The organism is Paractinoplanes rhizophilus (assembly GCF_042664765.1).
Lineage (GTDB): Bacteria > Actinomycetota > Actinomycetes > Mycobacteriales > Micromonosporaceae > Actinoplanes > Actinoplanes rhizophilus.
In genome coordinates, this window is the sequence record NZ_JBHTBJ010000015.1 from 77,299 (window position 1) to 94,466 (window position 17,168).

Annotated in this window: 17 protein-coding genes; 9 read left to right on the plus strand and 8 right to left on the minus strand. The window is 71.2% G+C overall.

The features are described from left to right. Positions 1-32: 32 nt before the first annotated feature. A complete protein-coding gene (locus tag ACFQS1_RS21265; protein ID WP_378970973.1) occupies positions 33-1,037 on the minus strand; it encodes a sigma-70 family RNA polymerase sigma factor in 1,005 nt (334 codons plus the stop codon). Positions 1,038-1,608: 571 nt separating this feature from the next. Between ACFQS1_RS21265 and ACFQS1_RS21270 the strand changes: the two genes are divergently transcribed. After that, a complete protein-coding gene (locus ACFQS1_RS21270; RefSeq protein ID WP_378970975.1) occupies positions 1,609-2,295 on the plus strand; it encodes an SDR family NAD(P)-dependent oxidoreductase in 687 nt (228 codons plus the stop codon). On the opposite strand, the gene ACFQS1_RS21275 is transcribed toward ACFQS1_RS21270, so the two are convergent. Then, positions 2,292-3,002, minus strand: coding sequence for a dTMP kinase (locus ACFQS1_RS21275; protein WP_378970977.1), 711 nt, complete (start codon positions 3,000-3,002; stop codon positions 2,292-2,294). The two genes, ACFQS1_RS21270 and ACFQS1_RS21275, sit on opposite strands and share 4 nt — an antisense overlap. A 161-nt stretch (positions 3,003-3,163) precedes the next feature. On the opposite strand from ACFQS1_RS21275, the gene ACFQS1_RS21280 reads away from it, so the two are divergent. The 7 genes from ACFQS1_RS21280 to ACFQS1_RS21310 all read left to right on the plus strand — a co-directional run bounded on the left by ACFQS1_RS21280 (position 3,164) and on the right by ACFQS1_RS21310 (position 8,295). Next, positions 3,164-3,748: a nucleotidyltransferase gene (locus ACFQS1_RS21280; protein ID WP_378970979.1), complete on the plus strand. Its 585-nt coding sequence runs from the start codon at positions 3,164-3,166 to the stop codon at positions 3,746-3,748. 1 nt (position 3,749) lies between these two features. Then, positions 3,750-4,001 carry a hypothetical protein gene (locus ACFQS1_RS21285; RefSeq protein ID WP_378970981.1) on the plus strand — a complete coding sequence of 84 codons (252 nt, stop codon included), beginning with the start codon at positions 3,750-3,752 and terminating at the stop codon, positions 3,999-4,001. Continuing rightward, positions 3,998-4,741 (plus strand): metallophosphoesterase family protein, encoded by a 744-nt coding sequence (locus ACFQS1_RS21290; protein ID WP_378970983.1) that lies wholly within the window; start codon positions 3,998-4,000, stop codon positions 4,739-4,741. Before ACFQS1_RS21285 ends, ACFQS1_RS21290 begins: the two co-directional genes overlap by 4 nt. A 39-nt stretch (positions 4,742-4,780) precedes the next feature. Further along, entirely contained in the window at positions 4,781-4,924 is a 144-nt protein-coding gene (locus ACFQS1_RS21295) for a GPGG-motif small membrane protein (protein WP_020514625.1), read from the plus strand. A 121-nt stretch (positions 4,925-5,045) separates the two neighbouring features. Continuing rightward, entirely contained in the window at positions 5,046-5,921 is an 876-nt protein-coding gene (locus ACFQS1_RS21300) for an MHYT domain-containing protein (protein ID WP_378970985.1), read from the plus strand. Positions 5,922-5,937: 16 nt separating this feature from the next. Further along, positions 5,938-6,657, plus strand: a complete 720-nt coding sequence (locus ACFQS1_RS21305; protein WP_378970987.1) for an HD domain-containing protein — start codon at positions 5,938-5,940, stop codon at positions 6,655-6,657. A 12-nt stretch (positions 6,658-6,669) separates the two neighbouring features. Further along, a complete protein-coding gene (locus ACFQS1_RS21310) occupies positions 6,670-8,295 on the plus strand; it encodes a glycoside hydrolase family 13 protein (RefSeq protein ID WP_378970989.1) in 1,626 nt (541 codons plus the stop codon). Here the strand turns inward: ACFQS1_RS21310 and ACFQS1_RS21315 are convergent. The 3 genes from ACFQS1_RS21315 to xylA are packed head-to-tail and all read right to left on the minus strand — an operon-like array spanning position 8,224 to position 12,310. Beyond that, a complete protein-coding gene (locus tag ACFQS1_RS21315; RefSeq protein ID WP_378970991.1) occupies positions 8,224-9,669 on the minus strand; it encodes an MFS transporter in 1,446 nt (481 codons plus the stop codon). The two genes, ACFQS1_RS21310 and ACFQS1_RS21315, sit on opposite strands and share 72 nt — an antisense overlap. 24 nt (positions 9,670-9,693) lie before the next feature. Next, entirely contained in the window at positions 9,694-11,118 is a 1,425-nt protein-coding gene (gene xylB, locus ACFQS1_RS21320) for a xylulokinase (RefSeq protein ID WP_378970993.1), read from the minus strand. 4 nt (positions 11,119-11,122) lie between these two features. Continuing rightward, the gene (gene xylA, locus ACFQS1_RS21325) at positions 11,123-12,310 is read right to left on the minus strand and encodes a xylose isomerase (protein ID WP_378970995.1); all 1,188 of its coding nucleotides are present in this window, start codon (positions 12,308-12,310) and stop codon (positions 11,123-11,125) included. A gap of 89 nt (positions 12,311-12,399) precedes the next feature. On the opposite strand from xylA, the gene ACFQS1_RS21330 reads away from it, so the two are divergent. Beyond that, complete coding sequence (locus tag ACFQS1_RS21330; RefSeq protein ID WP_378970997.1) at positions 12,400-13,494, plus strand: ROK family protein; 1,095 nt, start codon at positions 12,400-12,402, stop codon at positions 13,492-13,494. A 93-nt stretch (positions 13,495-13,587) separates the two neighbouring features. Here the strand turns inward: ACFQS1_RS21330 and ACFQS1_RS21335 are convergent, their stop codons facing one another. The 3 genes from ACFQS1_RS21335 to ACFQS1_RS21345 all read right to left on the minus strand — a co-directional run bounded on the left by ACFQS1_RS21335 (position 13,588) and on the right by ACFQS1_RS21345 (position 17,156). Then, entirely contained in the window at positions 13,588-14,064 is a 477-nt protein-coding gene (locus ACFQS1_RS21335) for a MarR family winged helix-turn-helix transcriptional regulator (RefSeq protein WP_378970999.1), read from the minus strand. A gap of 90 nt (positions 14,065-14,154) precedes the next feature. Beyond that, positions 14,155-15,864 carry a VWA domain-containing protein gene (locus ACFQS1_RS21340; protein WP_378971001.1) on the minus strand — a complete coding sequence of 570 codons (1,710 nt, stop codon included), beginning with the start codon at positions 15,862-15,864 and terminating at the stop codon, positions 14,155-14,157. A gap of 239 nt (positions 15,865-16,103) precedes the next feature. Next, positions 16,104-17,156: a lactonase family protein gene (locus ACFQS1_RS21345; protein WP_378971003.1), complete on the minus strand. Its 1,053-nt coding sequence runs from the start codon at positions 17,154-17,156 to the stop codon at positions 16,104-16,106. Positions 17,157-17,168 lie beyond the last annotated feature (12 nt).

The window sequence follows — 17,168 nt, forward strand, 5'->3', positions numbered from 1 at the left end:
GGGTACCGGCCTTTCGCGTCACGGAGGGGGGATCAGGCGGCCTGCAGGCCCTCGGCCCGGGCCAGCTCGCGCAGCCGGCCGAGCGCCTGGATCTCGAGCTGGCGGATGCGCTCCCGGCTGAGCGAGAAGCGCGAGGCCACCTCGGTCAGCGAGTGCTCCCGGCCGTCCTCGAGGCCGTACCGCGCCCGCATGATGCCGGCCGAACGGTCGTCGAGGTGGTTGAGCAGACCCTCGATGCGCTGGCGCTCCAGGGCGGTCAGCACGATCTCCTCGGGCGAGGGGGCGTCGCTGTCGGCCACCAGGTCACCGAGGTTGGTGTCGCCGTCGTCGCCGACCGGGGTGTCCAGGGACACCGTGTCCTGCGCCCAGCGGGTCAGCTCGTTGACCCGCTCGACCGTCACGCCGAGCGCCTTGGCGATCTGCTCGGGCTCGGGGTCGGCGCCCAGTTCGCGAACGAGCTGACGGGTCACGTTGCGCATCCGGTTGACGTCCTCCACCAGGTGCACGGGGAGGCGGACGGTGCGCTCCTGCTGGGCGATGGCCCGGCTGATCGCCTGCCGCACCCACCAGGTGGCGTACGTCGAGAACTTGTAGCCGCGCTCGTAGTCGAACTTCTCGACCGCGCGGACCAGGCCGGTGTTGCCCTCCTGGATCAGGTCGAGCATCGGCATGCCGGAGCGCACGTAGCGCCGGGCGATCGACACGACCAGTCGCAGGTTGGCCCGGATGAACAGATCCTTCGCCCGCTGCCCCTCGTGGACGAGCCGCTCGAGCTCCTCGCGGCTCACGCCGCGCGGCACCTCGCCCTCGTCGAGCAGGAACTCCGCGTAGAGGCCCGCCTCGATCTGCTTGGAGAGCTCGACTTCCTGTGCTGCGTCCAGCAGTGGCGTCCGGGAGATCTCGTGCAGGTAGACGCCGACCAGGTCTCGCTCCTCGGCGACCTGATCGGTCCGCATCACGGTGTTCTTCTCCACGTTGCCCACGGTCCCCTCATTGCCTTCACTACTTACCCCGCTACGGGCAAACCCTGTGTTCATCAGTTCCTCCCCGTAACGTCCGCAGTTCGCACATTGCGGTTACTGGCATCTACACAACAAATGACTGCTCGCACTGATTCCGGCTGGTGGGTCGAAAGTGTCACGAATGCCTGGGTGATTGCTGAGAGCCGCATGCGATGTTGCTGAGGAGGGCTCGATCGCGGCATTCGCGTGCCGCAGCCGCTGTCGGTCACGCAGCAGAACGGTTACCCGCGTTGGTCTCAATGACACCATCGGCCCCTCGTCCGTCGCAGCGACGGGCATCACCCAGGCCCGGGGACGTCCGTCACTACCCAGTACGGCCGTCCGGCTTCCTGGGTTCACGTGCAGCATCGACAGCTTCGCGACCGGCCTGAAACAAAAACCTCATCAAAAAGATCCCGAGTCGCGGTGGCGAACGGGACCACCTGCCACAATGCGGCACGACGCGCCGCACTTCACTCGCCCGCACGGGTGACGCCCGTGCAGGTGACGGCCCTCTTGGTAACGGAATTCCGCGCCTCGGGTCATCCGCCGGCGACCGTGACGAAAACCACACCGTGGCGGGCGGCGAAGCGGGCAGCATGATCCCATGGCTAACGCGCGGACGGTCTTCGTCACTGGCGGCGCCGGCGGGCTGGGCAGGGCCACGCTGAGCGCCTTTCTCGCGGACGGGTGGCGGGTCGTCGCGCCCGTCCGGCCGGGCCGGCGGGGCCTGCCGGAGGGCGCGATCACGGTCGAGGCCGACCTGAGCGATGAGACGGATGTCACTGCCGCGATGTCCGTCGCGGCCGACGATCCGGAGGCGCCGTTGCGCGCCGTGGTCAATCTGGCCGGCGGGTACGGCGGGAGCGGCCTCGTCGCGGAGGCGCCCGTCGCGGAGTTCGAGGGGATGCTGGCCCGCAACCTCCGGCCGACCTATCTGGTCACCCGGGCGGCGCTGCCGCATCTGGTGGCGGCCGGCGGCGGCGGGATCGTGTGCGTGTCGTCGCGCGCCGCGGTGGCGCCGTTCCCCGGCGCGGCGGGCTATGTCACCGCGAAGGCGGCGGTGCTGGCGTTCGCGAGCGCGGTGGCCGTCGAGTACAAGAAGCGGAACGTCCGCTGCAACACGATCCTGCCCAGCGTCATCGACACCCCGGCGAACCGGCGCGACATGGCCGGCACGGACTTCTCGAAGTGGGTCAAGCCCGAGGAGATCGCGCCGACCATCCTGTTCCTGGCTTCGGACGCGTCGGCGCCGACCACGGGCGCGCAGATCCCGGTCTACGGCTTGGCCTAAAGGACTTCGGCGAGCTGGTAGCCGAGGGCGGTCGCGCCGGCCAGCAGCGGAGCGCCGGCCAGCATCAGCGCGCGAGCCCGGGCGCGGGCCGGGGTGACCGGGGCGGGCCGCGGCAGCCGGGCACGGATCTCGGCGGCGACCTGGCCGGGGGTGCCGTTCGCGTCGATGACGACGAAGCTGTCGTGCTCGGGGAGCGAACGGTAGGCGGCCGCCGCGGCCGAGAGGTAGTCGATGCTCTCGTGGTCGTAGGCGCGGGCCTCGATCCGGTCGTGAGCGACCTGGGGGTCGACCGCCAGCAGGAAGGTCACGTCGGGCCGCGGGAACAGGCGATAGGCCCGGCGGGCGCGACGCTCGGCGGCCGGGCGGGCGGCCCGGGCGCGCAGGCTCGCGTACTGGCAGACGGCGTAGCGGTCCATCACCGTGATCTCGCCGGTCAGCGCGCGGCGCAGCAGGGTGCGCAGGATGGCCAGCCAGCGCAGCACCGATTCGACGAGGAGCATCGCCGGCCGGCCGAGCAGATCTTCGGCATCGTCGCCGCGCCCGAGCCGGGCGGCGAGCCGGCCGAACCAGCGACGGCCACCGGCGTTGCGGCGGTAGGCGGCGCGCAGTCCCCCGCCGGCCAGGTCGTCGGCGAGCCGGTGGGCCTGAGTCGTCTTGCCCGATCCGTCGATCCCGACGAGGGCGATGGTCCGAGGTTGGCGCGTCATGCCTGTCAACGGTAGCGAGACGTGCCCACCTGGTTTCACGGAAACGGTGCTCATTCCCGTACCAAAATGGGGTTGAGCAGTTGATTTTGCTTGTGGTTCAGACCGGGTCGGGTCGGGTACGGGTTACCGGCACGGACCGGAGTCGAACAGGGAGAACGCCCATGCCGCACCACGTGGACGCCGGCCTGGCCACCACGCTCAAGCGGGTGGCCTCCACGCTCAAGACGGCCGACATCCCCTTCGCGCTCGGCGGCAGCTTCGCGGTGTACGCGCACGGCGGCCACTCCAGCGACCACGACGTCGACTTCCTGCTGCGCGAGCAGGACAAGGAACAGGCGCTCAAGGCGCTCGCCGCGGTCGGCTTCCGCACCGAGCAACCGCCCGAGGACTGGCTGGTCAAGGTCTACGACGAGGACCGGATGGTGGATCTGATCCATCGCCCGGTCGAGACGCCGGTGACCGACGAGACGCTGGCCGACACCGAGGTGATCTCGGTCGAGGCGATCAGCATGCCGGTGATCTCGGCGACCCAGCTGATGATCCACAAGCTGCTCAGTTACAGCCAGCACTACTGCGACTTCGCGACCGGCTTCCCGGTGGCGCGCTCGCTGCGCGAGCAGATCGACTGGCAGCGTGTGCGGCGGGAGACCGCGGGCTCGCCGTACGCGGAGGCCTTCCTGATCCTGCTCGACCGATTGGACGTCGTCCCCAGCGATAGGGACGAGCCGGATGGGGAAGGGGGATGAGATGAGCACCCAACTCGACGAATACCTGGAAGCCGAGATCCAGAGCATGCTCACCGACGGGCGGATCGCCGAACTCGGCATCACCGTGCACCGCCGCGAGCACGCGCTCGTGCTCGGCGGTGAGGTGGAGAGCCCGCACCGGCGGGACGAGATCTGCCGTCAGATCACCGAGCGGTTCCCCGATGTGGAGCTGGTCTGCGACATCGGCATCACCCGGGCCCAGGCGCCCAGCGATGTGGAGGAGATTTCATGATCCGGATCGCCGCCGTGGGCGACGTGCACGTGGACAAGGACGTTCTCGGCCGGTTCCGGCCCGCCCTCGAGGAACTGCCGGAGCACGCCGACGCGCTGCTGGTGGCCGGCGACCTGACCCGGCACGGCACGGTCGAGGAGGCTCGCTGCTTCGCGCGGGAGTTCGGCGGGCTGGCCGTTCCGGTGGTCGCGGTGCTGGGCAATCACGACCACCAGAGCGACCAGCAGTCGCGGATCATCGACCTGCTCACCACGTCGGGCATCACCGTGCTCGAGGGCGAGGCGACCGTGCTGGAGCTGCACGGGCACCGGCTCGGCGTGGCCGGGGTGAAGGGGTTCGGCGGCGGCTTCGCGGGCGCCTGCGCGAGCAACTTCGGCGAGCGCGAGATGAAGGACTTCGTCGAGACCACCGAGGTCGTCGCGCGGCGGCTCGAGGACGCCCTCAAGTCGGTGCAGGTGGACGCGCTCGTGGCACTCACGCACTACTCCCCCGTGCCGGACACGCTGCTCGGCGAGCCGCTGGAGATCTACCCGTTCCTCGGCTGTTACCAGCTCGGGCGGGCGATCGACTCGGTGCCGGCCGCCCTCGCGCTGCACGGGCACGCGCACCACGGCTCGGAGCGGGGACGGACGCCGGGCGGCGTGCCGGTGCGCAATGTGGCGCACCCGGTGATCAAGCAGGCGTACAACGTCTACCAGCTACTTTCCGAAGAAGCCGATCTTCAATTGGTCGCCACATAAGGTGGTTTTGTTTTCCGGCGCCTCGGGTAACCGGTGTGCATGGACGTTCTCCTCTGGATCCTCGCAGTCATTCTGGTGGTCGCCGGTATCCTCGCGCTCTTCCGGCGGCAGCTCATCTGGGGCATCGTGCTGATCATCGTCGGCCTGCTGGTCGGCCCGGGCGGCGTCAGCATCTTCACCTGATCCCTCTCCTCCCGAACCACGTTCACCCGGGGCCACCGATGCGGTGGCCCCGGGTTCTCTTTGTGGTGGGGCCGCACACGCGGTGCGATAAATGTCCGTTGTTGTCCGGGACCTTTGCGCAGTGACAGAGGTCCATCACTTCACGTACGGGGTCTTCAATCCCATCGCCGCCTACCTCCTGGCGTTCCTCGGCTCGCTCTTCGGGCTGCTCTGCACGGCGCGGGCCCGCAACGCCCGCACCCGCGGCCGGCGCAACCGCTGGCTCGGCATCGCCGCGTTCTCGATCGGCGGCGGCGCGATCTGGCTGATGCACTTCGCCGCCATGCTCGGCTTCGACGTTCCCGCCAGCCCGGTGCGCTTCGACGTGCCGATGACGCTGGTCAGCCTGGTCTGCGCGGTGATCGCGGTGGGACTCGGGCTGATGATCGTCGGGCACGGCAAGCGCAGCTTTCCCAAGGTGCTCGGCGCCGGCCTGCTGACCGGCGGCGGGGTGCTGGCGATGCACTACTCCGGCATGGAGGGCATGCACGTCGCCGGCGAGATGCACTACAACCTCTCGCTCGTCATCGCCTCGGCGATCATCGCGGTGGTGGCGTCCACGATCGCCCACTGGTTCGCCATCTCGGTGCGCGGCTGGGCCCGGGTCAGCGTCGCCGCCGCGATCATGGCGATCGCGGTGTGCGGCATGCACTACACCGGGATGGCTGCCATGTCGGTGCACCTCGATCCCGACATGATCGATCAGGTGCACGGGATCCGGCCGCTCACGATGATCGTGCCGATCACGCTGATCACCGCGGCCACCATCGTGGGCGTGGCGCTGAGCGCGCTGCAGGCGATGACCGAGGAGGAGTTCACCGACGGCGCCGGCACCCCGAAACGGGGCGTGCACGCCGAGAACGCCAACCCGTGGTCGCTCAAACAGGCGTCTCTCGCCCCGGTCGCTCGCCGCCCGTCCCCCCGCCCCGTGCCGATGAGGTCGACAAGCAACAACTGACCACTACAGTGTGCGCATGGCGGCCGCGCGGATGCTCCTGTCGATGCCACTGCATGCGATCACCGAGGTCTACGGCGAGGAGGGGCTGCGCGACCGGTTCCTCCTCGAGGTCGACGCCTTCCCGCCCGCCGAGGCGGAGCAGTTGCGCGAGGCACTCGGCCTGGCCGCCAAGCTGCACGCCGGTGACCGCCGGGTCCGCGAGCCCTACCTCAACCACCTGCTGCGGGTCGCCATCCGCATCGTCAAGTACTACGGGGTCCGCGACGTCGACGTGCTCACCGCCGCGCTGCTGCACGACGCCGTCGAGGACCACCCGGCCGAGCTCGGCATGCTCGCCACCGGAACCCACCAGGAACTCACCGAGGCGGCCATCGCCGAGCTGGCGCGCCGCTTCAACCCGCGGGTGGCCGAGCTGGTCCGGTCGGTGACCAACCCCGAGTACGATCCCGAGCGCGACCGCCACGAGCAGTACCGCGAGCACGTGGCGGCCAGCCTCGACCGCGACCCCTGGGCCCGGGTGATCAAGGTTTCCGACTTCACCGACAACGGCGTGGGCGTCATCCACACCACCGCCGCGAAGGCGTTCTCCTCGGCGACGAAGTACCGTCCGCTGGTGCCCAAGCTGCGCGAGCTGGTCGGGCGGCCGGACACCCCGCTGTCGGTGGCGGCCAAGGACCACATCCTCGACCAGCTCGACCTGGCCGAGGAGCGGTTCGCCGCCATCCTCGACGACTGACATCCTGGTGGCATGCTCAACCAGCACCAGTGGTGGCGTGACGCGGTCATCTATCAGGTCTATCCGCGGTCGTTCGCCGACAGCGACGGCGACGGCATGGGTGACCTGCCCGGGATCACCGGGCGCCTGCCCCGGCTCAAGGAGCTCGGCGTCGACGCCGTCTGGCTTTCCCCCTTCTACCCCTCGCCGCAGAACGACGCCGGGTACGACGTGGCCGACTACCGCGGCGTGGACGCGCGCTTCGGCGACCTGAGCGACGCCGACAAGCTGATCGGCGAGGCGCACGCCCTCGGGCTGAAGGTCATCGTGGACCTCGTGCCCAACCACACCTCCAGCGAGCACGAGTGGTTCCAGGCGGCGCTGGCATCGCCCCCGGGGAGCCCGGAGCGGGCGCGCTACATCTTCCGGGCGGGGCGCGGGCCGGACGGCGCCCTCCCGCCCAACGCGTGGACGAGCACGTTCGGCGGCAGCGCCTGGGAGCGGGTGCCCGACGGGCAGTGGTACCTGCACCTGTTCGACGTCTCGCAGCCCGACCTCGACTGGGGCAACCCCGAGGTGCGCGCCGAGTTCGTGAGCATCCTGCGGTTCTGGCTCGACCGGGGCGTGGACGGCTTCCGGGTGGACGTGGCGCACGGGCTGGTCAAGGAGGAGAGCCTGAGCGATTGGGAAGGTCCGTCGACGATCCTGGGCGGGCTCGAGCCGGTCGGGCCGCCGCCGCCGATGTGGGACCAGGAGGGCGTACACGAGATCTATCGGGAATGGCGCCGGGTCGTCGACGAGTACGAGGGTGGCCGGATCCTGGTGGCCGAGGCGTGGGTGCAGCCCGCCGAGCGGCTCGCCCGGTACGTCCGGCCGGACGAGATGCACCAGGCGTTCAACTTCCTGTACCTGAGCGCGCCCTGGCGGCCGGCCGACCAGCGCGCGGTGATCAACCGGTCGCTGGCCGCCAACGACGAGGTCGGCGCGCCCACCACCTGGGTGCTGTCCAATCACGACGTGATGCGGCACGCCACCCGGCTCGGCTTCCCGGTGGGCGAGGCCCGGCTGCACGGCATCGGGCCGGACGACCCGCAGCCGGACACGGCGCTCGGCCTGCGCCGGGCCCGGGCGGCCACCCTGCAGATGCTGGCCCTGCCCGGCTCGGCCTACCTCTACCAGGGCGAGGAGCTGGGCCTGCCCGAACACACCACGATGCCGCACGAGCACCGGCAGGACCCGGCCCGGACGCGCTCGGGGCACACCGTGGTGGGCCGGGACGGTTGCCGGGTGCCGATCCCGTGGGAGGCGGACGCTCCGTCGTACGGCTTCGGCCCGTCGGACCACAGCTGGCTGCCGCAGCCGGCGGTCTGGGCCGAGTACGCCCTCGACCGTCAGCAGGGCGTGCCCGGCTCGACGTGGGAGCTGTACCGGGCCGCCCTGGCGGCGCGCAAGGAGCACGGCCTGGGCCGCGGCACGATCGAGTGGCAGCAGACGCCCGAGAAGGCACTGGCGTTCCGCAACGGGGAAGTGCTGGTGCTGACGAACTTCGGCGCCGGACCAGTCCCGTTGCCGGCCGGCGCGACCGTGCTACTCGCGAGCGAGCCCCTCGACACCGATGGCGGCGTCCCCACCGACGTCACCGTCTGGGCGGTGCTCTGACTCCGACGCGGCCACCAGCAGGGCGGAGTGCGTATCGGCCATGTCCTTCGCCACCGTCCGGCTGGCCAGCCAGAACATGACCCCGGTCGGCACCCAGAAGAGCTGGAAGCCGGCCAGCCCGAGCGCGTAGTTCAGCGGCGGCGGGAACGCGCCGGCCAGGCCGCGGAAGGCCACCGCCACCATCGCGTTGCCGCCGGCCCGGCCGAAGCCGTTCACCAGGTTGCCGAGGCTGTAGACGGTGCCGCGGTGCTCGGGCGGGTTCACGTCGGCGATCAGCGCGAACCAGTTCGGCGAGTTGGCCGAGGTCAGCATCAGCGCGAAGACCGCGGTGATCAGGCAGAATCCGACCGTCGGCTCGGTGAAGACGTCGGCGAGCACGGCCCGGATGACCGTTCCGGTGCCGGCCCCATCGGGCACGTCGATGGTCATCGGCACGAAGAACAAGACCAGATAGAAGGGTACGGCGGCCAGCACGCCGACCGCGGCCACCAGCGCCCGGCCCCGCGGCGTACGGCGCTGCAGCCGGTCGCCGACCAGGCCGCCGAGGATGCTCAGCGCGCCGCCCAGCTGGAACAGCGTGGCGAAGACGCTGCCGACCAGCACCGCGGTGCCCGCCGAGTAGCCCTGGTCCTCGGCCCGGGAGCGGAACAGGATCGGCAGCCAGACCAGCGAGCCCAGCGCGATCTGCGCGGTGAAGCCCTGGAAGATCAGCCAGATGTTGGTGCGCCGGCCGAGGATCACCGGCAGGTCGCCGGCGTGGATCCGCTCGTCGTACTCGACGCCGGCCAGCTCGGGCTGGCTCTCGCCGCGGGGCACGTTGTAGGTGAACAGGTACGCCACCGTGGCGACCACGCCGGCGGTCGCGGCGACCAGGAAGGGCTGGCGCCAGTTGTTGTGCCCGAGCAGGCCGCCCAGCAGCGTGCCGGCCAGCGTGCCGACGCCCTGGGACAGGCCCCAGAAGCTCATCACCAGGCCGCGGCGCTTGGGCGAGATGAGGTCGCTGACCACGGCGAAGCTGACCGAGGCGACGGCGCCGAGGCCGAACGACGCGACCACCTGGGCGAGCAGGAACGACGCGTACCCGTGGGAGAGGCCGGACCAGGCGGTGCCGGCGACCCAGATCGCGGTGCCGAGGATCAGCACCGGCTTGCGGTCGGTGCGGTCGCCGGCGTACGCGAAGCCGATCGCCGCCACCGCGCTGATCAGGAACATGATCGTGGTGGCCAGCGCGATGTGGCCCTCGCCGACCCCGAAGGTGTCGCCGATGCTGCCGTAGAGGGGCGGCACCAGGCCGATCGCCACGTTGTCCAGCGACGCGAGGATCACGAAGACCACGACGCTGTAGACGCGGTGCGCGGTGCCGCCCTTTCTCACGCGAGAAGAATAGTTGGGACGGACTCAATTGGCCCGCGGCGGAAAACCCATGCCAAACCGGTCGAGGACCGCGTCTTGCGCGGCCTTGTACTGCTGCCTGATGAGCGGAACGGGCGTCGCCTCGTACGTCTCGGGGGACTCGGCCGACCAGACCGGCGGCTCGGCCGAGCCGGCGGCCACCCACGCGGCCTGGCGTGCCGCTCCGTCGGCGACGTACTCCCCCGGTGGCGGGACGATCACCGGCAGCCCGAAGAGCTCCGGCGCGATCTTGCGAACGGCCTCGCTCCGGGCGCCGCCGCCGATCAGCACGATGCGGTTGGCGGCCGCGCCCCGCTGGACCAGCGCGTCGAGACCGTCGGCCAGCGCGCCGAGCATGCCCTCGACCGCGGCCCGGGCCAAGTGGGCCGGGTCGGAGGTCTTGAGCGTGAGGCCGTGGATGGCGCCGGTCGCGTTCGGCCGGTTGGGGGTGCGCTCACCCTCGAGGTAGGGGATGAGGACCAGGCCATCTGCCCCGGCCGGCGCTTCCAACGCCAGCTTGGAGAGGGTGTCGTGGTCGACGCCGAGCAGCTTGCCGGCGGCGTCGAGCACCCGGGCCGCGTTGAGCGTCACCACGATCGGCAGGAACCGGCCGGTGACGTCGGCGAAGCCGGCCACCGTGCCGCTCGGGTCGTCGGGCGAGACGTCGGAGCTGACGAAGACCGTGCCCGACGTGCCGATCGAGACCACCACGTCGCCGGGGCCCGCGCCGGTGCCGAAGGCCGCCGCCGCGTTGTCACCGGCGCCCGGGCCGAGCGGGGCGCCGTTGGGCAGGTGGCCGGCGATGCCGGTCGGGCCGAGCACCTCGGGCGTCGCTATCTGCCGGCCGAAGCCCAGCTCGAGCAGGTCGGGGCGGTACTGGTTGGTCTTGGCCGACCAGTACAGCGTGCCGCTGGCGTCGCTGCGGTCGGTCTTGATCGTCGAGATGTCGGTGGACCCGGAGAGCTTCCAGGTCAGCCAGTCGTGCGGCAGACAGACCGCCGCCACCCGGGCCGCGTTCGCCGGCTCGTGCCGGGCCAGCCAGCGCAGCTTGGTCAGGGTGAAGCTGGCCACCGGGACGATGCCCACGGCCTCGGCCCATTTGTCGCCGCCGCCGAGCTCGGCGATGAGGTCGGCGGCCGCGCCGGCGCTGCGCGTGTCGTTCCACAGCAGCGCCGGGCGGACCACCTCGCCGTTCTCGTCGAGCACCACCATGCCGTGCTGCTGGCCCGCGACCGAGGCCGCGGCCACGTCGTCCAGGCCGCCGGCCTGGTCGATCGCCTCCTGGAGCGCGGCCCACCAGGCGTCCGGATGCACCTCGGTGCCGTCCGGATGGCTCGCCCGGCCCTGCCGGACGAGCTTGCCGGTCTCCGCGTCGCGGATGACCACCTTGCAGGACTGGGTGGAACTGTCGATTCCGGCTACCAGAGTCATGTCGTCAGTCGGCCTTCAGGACGTGGTCGATGGCGAGCTGGTGGAGCTTGACGAAGCCGTAGCCGCGCTCGCCGGCCGCGTCCGGGTCGAAGTCCTCGAACGCGCTGCGGTCGTTGAGCAGGTCCTGGTACGTCTCGCCCGCGTTGAGGGTCGGGGTGTTGAGCTCGGCCACGCCGCTGGCCGCGAGGGCCTCCTGCACGGCCGGGTCGGCCCGGAACGCCGCCGCCCGCTCCTTGAGCAGCAGGTACATCCGGATGTTGGCGCGCGCCGACTCCCAGACGCCCTCGTAGTCCTCGGTGCGCGACGGCTTGTAGTCGAAGTGGCGGGGGCCGTCGTACGCCGGGGCGCCCTGCGGCCCGCCGAACTCCAGCAGGTCGACCAGCGCGAACGCGTTGAGCAGGTCGCCGTGGCCGAAGACCAGGTCCTGGTCGAACTTGGGGCCGTGCTGACCGTTCAGGTCGATGTGGAACAGCTTCTTGTGCCACAGCGCCTGGGCGATGCCCTGGGCGAAGTTGAGGTTGGACATCTGCTCGTGGCCGACCTCGGGGTTGATGCCGAACAGCTCGGGGCGCTCCAGGTCGTTGACGAACGCGATGGCGTGGCCGGCGGTCGGCAGCAGGATGTCGCCGCGGGGCTCGTTGGGCTTGGGCTCGATGGCGAAGCGCAGGCCGTAGCCGCGGTCCTCGGAGTACTGCGCGATCAGGTTGAGGCCCTCGGCGTAGCGGTCGAGCGCGGCGCGGATGTCCTTGGCCACGTCGTACTCGGCGCCCTCGCGGCCGCCCCAGAGCACCAGCGTCTTGGCGCCCAGCTCGGCGCCGAGGTCCATCTGGCGCATGACCTTGCGCAGCGCGTAGCGGCGGACCGAGCGGTCGTTGCTGGTGAAGCCGCCGTCCTTGAACACCGGGTGGGTGAACAGGTTGGTGGTGACCATCGGGACGATCATGCCGGTCTCGTCGAGCGCCTTCTTGAAGTTGGCGATGACGCCGTCGCGGGTGTGCGCGTCGGCCCCGAACGGAACCAGGTCGTCGTCGTGGAACGTGATGCCGTAGGCGCCGATCTCGGAGAGCTTGTGCACTGCCTCGATCGGGTCGAGCGGGGCGCGGGTCGCGTCACCGAAGGGGTCGCGCGCTTGCCATCCGACGGTCCAAAGGCCGAAGGAGAACTTGTCTTCACGTGTGGGCTGGACCGGCACGGTTACCTCCACGAAACTGTCTCGATTTGTTTATTGGTTGAATTATTTGAAGCCGGTGTGGCAATGTCAAGGGCGTGACGGCCCGAATCATGACTGCCTCCCGCGCTCCCGTGCGGCAATCGAGCGTGCGGGCCCATAATCTCGCGCTGGTGCTGCAAACCGTGGCGAACAGCACAGATCGGCCATCTCGGGCGGCGATCGCGTCCGGGACCGGCCTGACTCGTGCCACGGTGTCCGCCTTGGTGGACGACCTGATCGCCGGCGGCCTGCTGACCGAGCACGACCCGGCGCCGCGCACCGGGGCCGGACGGCCGGCGGCCGGGCTGGCCCTCAACGCGGCCGGGCCGGCCGGGCTAGGGCTGGAGATCAACGTCGACTACCTGGCCGCCTGTGTGGTCTCGCTCACCGGCGAGGTGCGGCAACGGATCGTCGAGCACGGCGACCAGCGGCCGCTCGCACCCGCCGACGCGCTGTCGGCGCTCGACTCGCTCGCTTCGCGGGCCCGGGCGGCGGCCGCGGCCGAGGGGCTGACGCTGGCCGGGGCGGCGCTGGCGGTGCCCGGCCTGGTCGCGGCGGACGGGCTGGTGCGGGTGGCGCCCAACCTCGGCTGGCAGGACGTGGACGTGCCCGCGCTGCTGCCCGGGCTGGCCGACCTGCCGCTGATCGTCGACAACGAGGCCAACCTGGCCGCACTGGCGTCGGCCGAAGGCGAGCGGACCTTCCTGTACGTGTCGGGCGAGATCGGCATCGGCGCCGGGATCGTGCTCGACGGCGAGCTGTACCGGGGCGGCCGGGGCTGGAGCGGCGAGATCGGGCACGTGACGGTCTACCCCGACGGGCGGCCCTGCCGGTGCGGGGCGAACGGCTGCCTGGAGCAGTACGCGGGCCAGGAACAGGTGGCGGCGGACGCGGCGCTGGCCGCGTCGGCGCTCGGCATCGCGCTGGCCGCGGTGGTCAACCTGCTCGACATCGGGGTGATCGTGCTGGGCGGCGCCTACGCGCCGGAGTTCGACCAGCTGCGGGCCGGGATCGAGGCCGAGCTGACCCGCCGGGTGCTGACCTCGGCGCTGGCGCCGGTCACGCTGCGGGCGGCCACGCTGGGGCCGGACGCGGCGATGCGCGGCGCCGCCGACGCGGTGGTCCAGGCGGTACGCGCCGATCCCGCGGCCTGGTTGACCCGCTGACCCGCCGGCAGCCGGGCCGTTGAGCCGCCGAGCCGTTGAGCCGCCGAGCCGCCGAGCCGCTATCCCGAGCGCGCCGCTACGCCGAGCGGGCCGCTACGCCGAGCGGGCCGCGGCGGCGGCGTCCTTGCCGGTTTCGACGGACGCCGCCGCGAACTCGGTGAGGCCGCGCAGCAGCGACGCCCGGCCGGCGCCCGACATCCGCTCCAGCGTCTCGGTCAGCGCCCGCCGGCGGATCCGCCGCAGCTCGGCCAGCAGCGCCCGGGACGACGGCGTGAGGTAGAGCGCGATCTCGCGGCGGTCGGCCCGCCCCGGAACCCGCTCGACCATGCCGTTGGCGACCAGCCGGTCGCACAGCCGGCTCGCCGACGAGAGCAGCATGTTGAGCTCGGCGGCGAGGCCGCCCAGATTGACGCCCTCGGCTCGCTCGACGGCGAGCAGGGCGTTCAGCTGAGGCCAGGAGAGTCGCGGCGTCACCTGCTCGCGCGCCTGGTCCCAGGCGAACAGCAGGGCTTGCGCGGCGTCGTCGATCGCCGCGGCGTGCATCGGGTCCGGCCCATCGTGAACCGCCATGGTGCAGCAGACACTACCTCCCCTGCCGCCGGACGCGCCGACGGCCGCCACCCCATCGGTGACGGCCGCCGGTTCGTACGGTATGGGGGTTTAGTTCGCCCCGGTGCGGGTCGCGATCGCCTCGAGGAAGATCTCACCGATCTTCGCCGGGTCCGGCGCGATGAACACGCCGCCCGCGGCCGTCGGCTTCACGATCGTCTCGAGCTCCTGCCGGTTGACGCCGGTGCCGATGCCGACGATCACCACGCGGACCGGGCGCTTCGGGTCGTTGAGCGCCTTCAGCTTGGCGACCAGCGTCTGCTGGCTGATGCCGTCCTTGTTCTCGTTCACGCCGTCGGTGAACAGGATGACCGAGTTGACCTTGCCCGGCTGCCACGTGTTCTGCACGTTCTGGTACGCGGCCAGCAGCGTGTCGTAGAGACCCGTGTCGCCGTTCTTCTTCGGCACGATCTTGCCGATCGACTCCTGGATCGTCTGCCGCGACGACGAGAGCGGGCTGATCGGGACGATCTGCTTGTACGGTTTCTTCCCGTCCAGCTCGGTCGAGAACAACCACACGCCGACGGCCCACTTGTCGTCGAAGAGCGCGAGACCACCGCGCGCCGCGCCTCTGGTGACCGCGGCCCGGTCGGCGCCGCCCGCGGTCGGCACCGGCTCGAGCATCGAGCCGGACACGTCGAAGACGGCGAGCACCCGGCCCGGCAGCGTGACCGCCGCCCAGCTGCCCAGCGCCTGGGCGAGCACGCTGGCGTCCAGCCCGGCCGCGGCCGAGCCGCCGGCCGACTTGCCGTCCGCCTTGCTGGCGGAGACGGCCGGCGAGGCGTCCGGCGCGCCGAGCGGAGCCGCGAAGCCGGCGCCCGCCGAGCCGTCCGGGGAGCGCAGGCCCACGGAGGCCAGCGCGTTCTTGAACGCGGGAGTCTGCAGCTGCTGCCGCAGGGCGGTCGCGGCGGCCGACTTCTGCAGGTCGACCTCCGGCATGATCGCGTACGGGTAGTCCAGCGGCAGCGGGCTCGGGTCGAGGTAGAGCGCGACCAGCGGCACCGGCGGCTTCTCCGCGTTGTACGCGACCACGTCCTCCTCCGACAGCGGCGCCGCGCTCAGGCTGGTCGCGAGGTCGTTGGCGTCGGCCGAGTGCGGGAACTTCTGCAGCAGGTCCTCGCGCAGCGCGGAGGCGCTGTTGGCCAGGGCCTTGATCGCGCCCACCTTGGCCGCCTGGGCCTGCGGCCCGGTGCCGGCCGCCTGCCCGAGCGCGAGCAGGCCGGAGAGGCCGGCCGCGTCGCGGGTCGGGTCGACCATGCCGGTGCGCAGCTGGGTGCTGGTAGTCAGCTGCGCCAGCAGGTCCTTCCAGCCCAGCTTCTTGTTGGGCCAGTCGACGGCCTTCTCGGCGATCGGCTGTGGCATGGCGACGACGACCGGGCTCTGCGCGATCGGCTTGCCGTCGGTCGGCACGAAGCCGGTGGCCTCCTGCTTGAGCCGCAGCAGCCAGGTCGACGAGTCGGCGACCCAGACGTCGGGCACCTTCACCGACTCGGGGGCGGCGCCGAGGCCGGCCAGCGTGACCTTGTGCTCGCTGGCCACCGCGGCGGCCATGGTCGCCGGGTTGACCCCGTTGACGGTCACGGCGACACAGGTCCCGTTGACGTTGGCGCCGTCCTGGATCCAGCGTTGTGCGGTCTGCTCGATGGCAGGCGCGATCTCCGTCGCGGCAGCGACGGTCAACCGGATGGAGCCGGTGCACTTGGAGTCGGACAGTCGTTGGTAGCCCACGTAGGACCCGGCGAACACGACGACAACAGCCATCGCGGCACCGACGACGCCCGCTCCTCGGAAATTGAAGTTTCGACGATGGCGGCCTGACACGCGCTCTATAGTGCGCATCACAGAAGCCGAATGCCATATACGTTCGGCGGAAAGTTACTCGGATTAGGTCACTTGGCCGACAAAGTAACCTTCCGTGATGTTTCCATCTCGAGCAGTGCGGGGCCGTGCCCGGGTTGCGGGCATTTTTCAGATGTGTCGGGATCGCCCCATCTAGCGCATCATCTGACGGTCATCGATGTCCAGCGCAACAGGCAGGTGGGGCTGGCCTCGGCCGTTGCCTCACCCTCGGCCTCGGGGATGCCGGTCTCGCGATCGATCCTCAACGTTGTCACGGTCTGTGACAGCTGATTGGCTACGTAGAGGTGATCCCCGAGCAGGACCATGTGCCGCGGCCAGTCACCGCCGGTGCTCACCTCGGCGAGCGGCGTGGCCCGCTCACCGTCCCACGCGAACGTCGCGACGGTGTTCGGCCCGCGGTTGGCCACGTAGAGGAACCGACCGTCCCGGCCGCAGGTGATCTCGGAGGGGAAGGTCGGGCCGGCCTGGGCGCTCGACGGCAGCTCGCCGGCCAGCTCCAGCGAGCCGTCGGCGGCCGGGCGATACCAGGTCAGGTTGGCCGCCAGCTCGCCGACCAGCAGCAGGGTGCCGTCCGGAGCGTGGCGCAGGTGGCGCGGGCCGGTGCCCGGCTTGGCGGTGACCGCCGGCGTCAGCATCGTGAGCCGGCCGCTCACCGGGTCGAGCCGGCACCGCCACACCCGGTCGGCGCCCAGGTCGGCGACGAGCACGGCGCCCCGGTCGGCGACCACCATGTGGGCGTGCGACCCGCTCTGGCGTTCCGCGTCGGGCCCGCTGCCCTCGAGGTCGAGCAGGTCGCTGCGCTCCCCCGGCGCACCCTCGGGGTCGAGCGGATGCACCGCGACCGAGCCGCTCGAGTAGTTGGCGACCAGCAGGAACTGCCCGTCGGAGGTGACCGAGACGTGGGCCGGGTCGGAGCCGCCGGTCGGCTGGACCGCCAGCGGGGTCAGCTCGCCGTCCTCGGCCACGCGGAACGCGCTGACCGTGCCGTCCGGCTCCAGCTCGTTGACCGCGTAGAGGACCGGCAGCGTCGGATGCTGCGCGAGGAAGGACGGCGAGGGTGTGCGCGCCGCCACGCCGAGGCGGGTCAGCACGCCCGAGGCCGGGTCGCGCCGCAGCAGCCCGATGCCCTCGGCCGCGCCGCCCTTGTCACCCGTGTAGCCGCCGACGTAGATCAGCTCATCGTTCGCGCCCATGCCCAAATCCCA

Bases quoted from the DNA above. Each gene is read 5' to 3' on its own strand.
- ACFQS1_RS21265 (WP_378970973.1), bottom strand. From the start codon at position 1,037: ATGAACACAGGGTTTGCCCGTAGCGGGGTAAGTAGTGAAGGCAATGAG.
- ACFQS1_RS21275 (WP_378970977.1), bottom strand. From the start codon at position 3,002: ATGACGCGCCAACCTCGGACCATCGCCCTCGTCGGGATCGACGGATCG.
- ACFQS1_RS21285 (WP_378970981.1), top strand. From the start codon at position 3,750: ATGAGCACCCAACTCGACGAATACCTGGAAGCCGAGATCCAGAGCATG.
- ACFQS1_RS21295 (WP_020514625.1), top strand. From the start codon at position 4,781: ATGGACGTTCTCCTCTGGATCCTCGCAGTCATTCTGGTGGTCGCCGGT.
- ACFQS1_RS21290 (WP_378970983.1), top strand. From the start codon at position 3,998: ATGATCCGGATCGCCGCCGTGGGCGACGTGCACGTGGACAAGGACGTT.
- ACFQS1_RS21280 (WP_378970979.1), top strand. From the start codon at position 3,164: ATGCCGCACCACGTGGACGCCGGCCTGGCCACCACGCTCAAGCGGGTG.
- ACFQS1_RS21345 (WP_378971003.1), bottom strand. From the start codon at position 17,156: ATGGGCGCGAACGATGAGCTGATCTACGTCGGCGGCTACACGGGTGAC.
- ACFQS1_RS21335 (WP_378970999.1), bottom strand. From the start codon at position 14,064: ATGGCGGTTCACGATGGGCCGGACCCGATGCACGCCGCGGCGATCGAC.
- ACFQS1_RS21330 (WP_378970997.1), top strand. From the start codon at position 12,400: ATGACTGCCTCCCGCGCTCCCGTGCGGCAATCGAGCGTGCGGGCCCAT.
- ACFQS1_RS21340 (WP_378971001.1), bottom strand. From the start codon at position 15,864: ATGGCTGTTGTCGTCGTGTTCGCCGGGTCCTACGTGGGCTACCAACGA.
- ACFQS1_RS21270 (WP_378970975.1), top strand. From the start codon at position 1,609: ATGGCTAACGCGCGGACGGTCTTCGTCACTGGCGGCGCCGGCGGGCTG.
- ACFQS1_RS21310 (WP_378970989.1), top strand. From the start codon at position 6,670: ATGCTCAACCAGCACCAGTGGTGGCGTGACGCGGTCATCTATCAGGTC.
- xylB (WP_378970993.1), bottom strand. From the start codon at position 11,118: ATGACTCTGGTAGCCGGAATCGACAGTTCCACCCAGTCCTGCAAGGTG.
- ACFQS1_RS21305 (WP_378970987.1), top strand. From the start codon at position 5,938: ATGGCGGCCGCGCGGATGCTCCTGTCGATGCCACTGCATGCGATCACC.